The organism is Nocardia farcinica, assembly GCF_029867845.1.
GTDB lineage: Bacteria > Actinomycetota > Actinomycetes > Mycobacteriales > Mycobacteriaceae > Nocardia > Nocardia farcinica_A.
Map to the genome: position 1 here is coordinate 1 of NZ_JARWRU010000371.1, position 4,368 is coordinate 4,368.

At 71.4% G+C, this 4,368-nt stretch carries 5 protein-coding genes; all 5 read left to right on the plus strand.

Features of this window, described 5'->3' with window-relative positions; translation table 11 throughout:
* Positions 1-712 precede the first annotated feature (712 nt).
* Complete coding sequence (locus QH283_RS07865) at positions 713-1,549, plus strand: lytic transglycosylase domain-containing protein (protein ID WP_280502357.1); 837 nt, start codon at positions 713-715, stop codon at positions 1,547-1,549.
* Positions 1,550-1,568: 19 nt separating this feature from the next.
* Entirely contained in the window at positions 1,569-2,705 is a 1,137-nt protein-coding gene (locus tag QH283_RS07870) for an Mrp/NBP35 family ATP-binding protein (RefSeq protein ID WP_280502358.1), read from the plus strand.
* A 7-nt stretch (positions 2,706-2,712) separates the two neighbouring features.
* Complete coding sequence (locus QH283_RS07875) at positions 2,713-3,147, plus strand: DivIVA domain-containing protein (protein WP_280502359.1); 435 nt, start codon at positions 2,713-2,715, stop codon at positions 3,145-3,147.
* Complete coding sequence (locus QH283_RS07880; RefSeq protein WP_280502360.1) at positions 3,144-3,797, plus strand: DNA-3-methyladenine glycosylase I; 654 nt, start codon at positions 3,144-3,146, stop codon at positions 3,795-3,797. Before QH283_RS07875 ends, QH283_RS07880 begins: the two co-directional genes overlap by 4 nt.
* 102 nt (positions 3,798-3,899) lie before the next feature.
* Positions 3,900-4,067 carry a DUF3117 domain-containing protein gene (locus QH283_RS07885; RefSeq protein WP_011211259.1) on the plus strand — a complete coding sequence of 56 codons (168 nt, stop codon included), beginning with the start codon at positions 3,900-3,902 and terminating at the stop codon, positions 4,065-4,067.
* Positions 4,068-4,368 lie beyond the last annotated feature (301 nt).

The following is a 4,368-nucleotide window of genomic DNA, read 5'->3' on the forward strand; positions in this document are numbered from 1 at the left end:
CCCCGAGCCGCAGGTCGCCACCACGCCCGAACCGGAGCCCGCGCCCGCGCCCGCCGAGCCGACCCCGCCGCCCGTGCCCGCCATCACGCTGCCGTTCGGCATCACCATCCCGCTGCCCGCGCCCGCACCGGTCCCGCCGCAGGGCTGACCGCCCACACCACCCGCACCCCGGACGCGTGCGGGCTGCGATCGGCGTGCGCCGGCACGCCTGCGCCGTTCCGAGCCGCCCCGTGGACAGGGCGGCCCGCGGCTATTCCCGGTGTGCGGTCGCGCGCCACTCGACCGACCGCGGTCCACGTGCTGTGGATGCACCAGCGGACAGCCCTCGTCGGCGGTCGAACAGCGATCGCGGCGTTCCGATCGCACCGATGCGCCGCGGCCGACCGCGAACGTGCGTGCCGCCGACGTGTTCGACCCGACCCCGCCGGGCCGAACCCCTCCGGGCCGAATCCTCCCGCGCCGATCCCGAATCACGGCCCGTATCGGATCGGGCGGAATTCGCCCGTACCGGGGAATTTCGACGGATAGCCGCTTTCATGCTTGTTACACATCACGAAGGTGTAACGAAAAGGTCTCGGATGCTGTAATCTCATCCTCGTCCACGCAGGAGCCCGGTGCCACGAGCGGGCCGAACAGCGATTCGCGTTGTGCCGCACCGGATTCTCAGCCGTGTCGTGCCGTGTTGTGCTGTGTTCGAGGAGGGTCACCCACCGTGGGGCGTCATCGCAAGCAGTCCCCCGCGCCGGTCAAGCGCGGTTCCGTTCTCGCACTCACCGGATTGGTTCCGGCCGGCCTGGTCACCTGCGCGGCCACGTCGAGCCTCGACAGCGAAGCAGGCGTGCTTCCGGTGGCCGAGGACAACGAGATGTTCGGCGCGGCGGCCATGGACGTCGACGAGCAGCTCACCCACGCGCTGGCCAGCCAGCACACCAAGCCCAAGCCGCAGGTGAAAACCGTTGCGCTGTCCGGTGATCGGGTCGCCGCCGATCTGCCGAAGGGCACGCTGGGCATGCCGGGCATCTCCGAGGCCGCCTACCGCGCCGCCGAGCAGACCCTGGCGTCGGAGGACCCGCAGTGCCACATGCCGTGGACGCTGCTGGCCGGCATCGGCCGGGTCGAGTCGACCCACGCCTTCGGCGGCAAGGCCGACGCCGACGGCAATCCGCTGAAGCCGGTGTACGGCCCGGTGCTCGACGGCTCGCTGGCGGGCAACGCGGTCATCTACGACAGCGACGGCGGCACGCTCGACGGGCTCACCGGCTACGACCGCGCGGTCGGCCCGATGCAGTTCCTGCCCGAGACCTGGAAGCGCTTCGCCGCCGACGGCAACGGCGACGGCATCGCCGACCCGCAGCACCTCTACGACGCCGCCCTGCCCACCGGCAAATACCTCTGCCACGGCGATCTGGACATGCGCGATCTGTCCCAGCAGAGCCGCGCCATCCTGCGCTACAACAACTCGATGGCCTACGTCGCGAACGTCATGGCATGGGAGAACGCCTACGCCAACGGGGTCGCACCCCAGCCCGCGCAGCTGCCGCGAATCTAGAACGCCTAAAATTCCCGGCATGCCACAGCTGACGGAATCGGACGTACGGGGCGCACTCGCCAAGGTCGACGACCCGGAGATCCGCAAGCCGATCACCGAACTGGGCATGGTGAAGAGCATCGCCATCGACGACGCGGGCAATGTCCACGTCGAGGTCTACCTGACCACCGCGGGTTGCCCCCTGCGCACCGAGATCGTCCAGCGCGTGACGAAGGCGGTGGCCGACGTCCCCGGCGCGGGCGCGGTCACCGTCGAGCTCGACGTGATGAACGACGAGCAGCGCACCGAGCTGCGCAAACAGCTGCGCGGTGACTCGGCCGAGCCGGTGATCCCCTTCGCCCAGCCCGGGTCGCTGACCCGCGTCTACGCCGTGGCGTCCGGCAAGGGCGGCGTCGGCAAGTCCAGCGTGACGGTGAACCTGGCCGCGGCCATGGCCGAACGCGGCCTGTCGGTGGGCGTGCTCGACGCCGACATCTACGGCCACTCGGTGCCGAGGATGCTCGGCACCGACGCCCGCCCCACCCAGGTGGAGCGGATGATCATGCCGCCGATCGCCCACGACGTGAAGGTCATCTCGATCGCCATGTTCACCCAGGGCAACACGCCCGTGGTGTGGCGCGGCCCGATGCTGCACCGGGCGTTGCAGCAGTTCCTCGCCGACGTGTTCTGGGGCGATCTGGACGTGCTGCTGCTCGACCTGCCGCCCGGCACCGGCGACGTCGCGATCTCCATCGCGCAGCTGATCCCGAACGCGGAGATCCTGGTGGTCACCACCCCGCAGGCCGCCGCGGCGGAGGTCGCCGAGCGCGCGGGCTCGATCGCCCTGCAGACCCGCCAGCGCATCGCGGGCGTGGTGGAGAACATGTCCTGGCTCGACCTGCCCGACGGCAGCAGGATGGAGCTCTACGGCTCCGGCGGCGGCCAGACCGTCGCCGACAGCCTGACCCGCGCGGTCGGCGCGACCGTCCCGCTGCTCGGCCAGATCCCGCTGGAGCAGGGGCTGCGCGAGGCGGGCGACGAGGGCACCCCGATCGTGCTGCGCGATCCCGACAGCCCCGCGGCCAAGGCGCTGCGCGAGGTGGCCGACAAGCTGGCCGTGCGCAGGCGCGGGCTGGCGGGCATGTCGCTCGGCATCGACACCACCAGGCACCTCTGAGCGCGCCGTGCTGACGCTGCTGGGATACGTGCTGATCGTCGGCGTGGTCGCCGGCGTGCTGTTCCTGCTGGCGAGCATGGTGTTCGGGCGCGGCGAGGAGCTGGGGCCGCTGCCCGAGGGCACCACCGCGACCGTCCTGCCCATCGAGGGCATCACCGGCGCCGACGTGCGCGCGCTGCGTTTCCAGCAGGTCGTGCGCGGCTACAAGGCGGGCGAGGTGGACTGGGCGCTGGCCAGGCTGGCCGCCCGCATCGACGAGTTGCAGGCCGAACTCGCCCAGGCCAGGGCTACGGCGGGTATCCCGGTGAGCGGGGAGATCCCGCGCCCGCGCACGGTCGACAGCACCGGCCGGGGGCATGCGGCCGGTCCCGGCGAGGCCGTCCCGCCGACCGGGGGCGCGCGCCCGGATTCGCCCGTGGCCAACGGCAGGCAGGCACCGTGACCGAGGCGTGGACCGACGACGGCCACCCGCGCTGCACCTGGGCGCGGTTCGAGCGGGATTCCCCCGCGAACCGGCTCTACCGCGACTACCACGACTTCGAGTGGGGCGTGCCGCTGCGCGGGCCGGACGCCATGTTCGAGCGCATGTGCCTGGAGGCCTTCCAGTCCGGGCTGGCCTGGATCACCGTCCTGCGCAAGCGCGAGCACTTCCGCCGCGCCTTCGACGGCTTCCGCGTCGAGCGGGTGGCCGCGTTCGGCGAGACGGACGTGGCGCGGTTGCTGGGCGATTCCGGCATCGTGCGCAACCGGGCGAAGATCGAGGCGGCGATCGCCAACGCGCGGGTCGCCGCCGGGCTCGACACGCCGTTGGACGAGCTGATCTGGACGTTCGCGCCACCGCCGCGGCCGCGGCCGCGGCACCCCGCGGAAATCCCCGCCACCAGCGCCGAATCCGTGGCACTGGCAAAAGAATTGAAGCGGCGCGGATTCCGTTTCGTCGGGCCGACCACGGCCTACGCGCTGATGCAGGCCACCGGAATGGTCGACGATCATCTGGCCGATTGCTGGGTGGGCGGTGACGCGCATCGCGCCGCCGCCGCGATCACATTTCGAACTCAGGTATCCGCCATGATCGGCGATAGGGAAGAATAGGTTCGGTGTAGCTCGCCGAATACCGGTGAGCTACCTGGTTGGTGACAACTGTAGTTCCAAGAAAGTGCGCAGAAAACCGCGCAGATCTGGAGGGAGCAGAGGATGGCGGCCATGAAGCCCCGCACCGGGGACGGTCCCCTCGAGGCAACCAAAGAAGGGCGTGGAATCGTGATGCGGGTTCCACTCGAGGGTGGCGGGCGTCTGGTCGTAGAACTCACGCCGGATGAAGCCGCTGCGCTCGGTGACGAACTGAAGAGTGTCACCAGCTAGTTCGGCACTGGCCGAGGTCGCCGGACTGCTGGCCTGCCCGGAGTGCGGGCAGCCGATGCGGACGGAACCGCCCGGTTCCGAGACGCGGCGGGGGCGGGGCCGGCCCCCCCGGCCCCCACGAGAGATAGGCGCGCGGCGGATAGTTGGGGGGGTGGGCCGCGCGTCGGGGGGGGGGCCCCTCGCGGGGGGGGGGCGGCGGGCCCCCCCCCCCCCCCGAGGGGGTTCAGGCCGGGTCGCTGTCCTGCGCCCTTCGCGCCTCGTAGTCGCGGATCAGCACGGCGAACAGCTCCGCGAAATCGCG

Coding starts and splice junctions, on each gene's coding strand:
- QH283_RS07885 (WP_011211259.1), top strand. CDS start 3,900: ATGGCGGCCATGAAGCCCCGCACCGGGGACGGTCCCCTCGAGGCAACC.
- QH283_RS07870 (WP_280502358.1), top strand. CDS start 1,569: ATGCCACAGCTGACGGAATCGGACGTACGGGGCGCACTCGCCAAGGTC.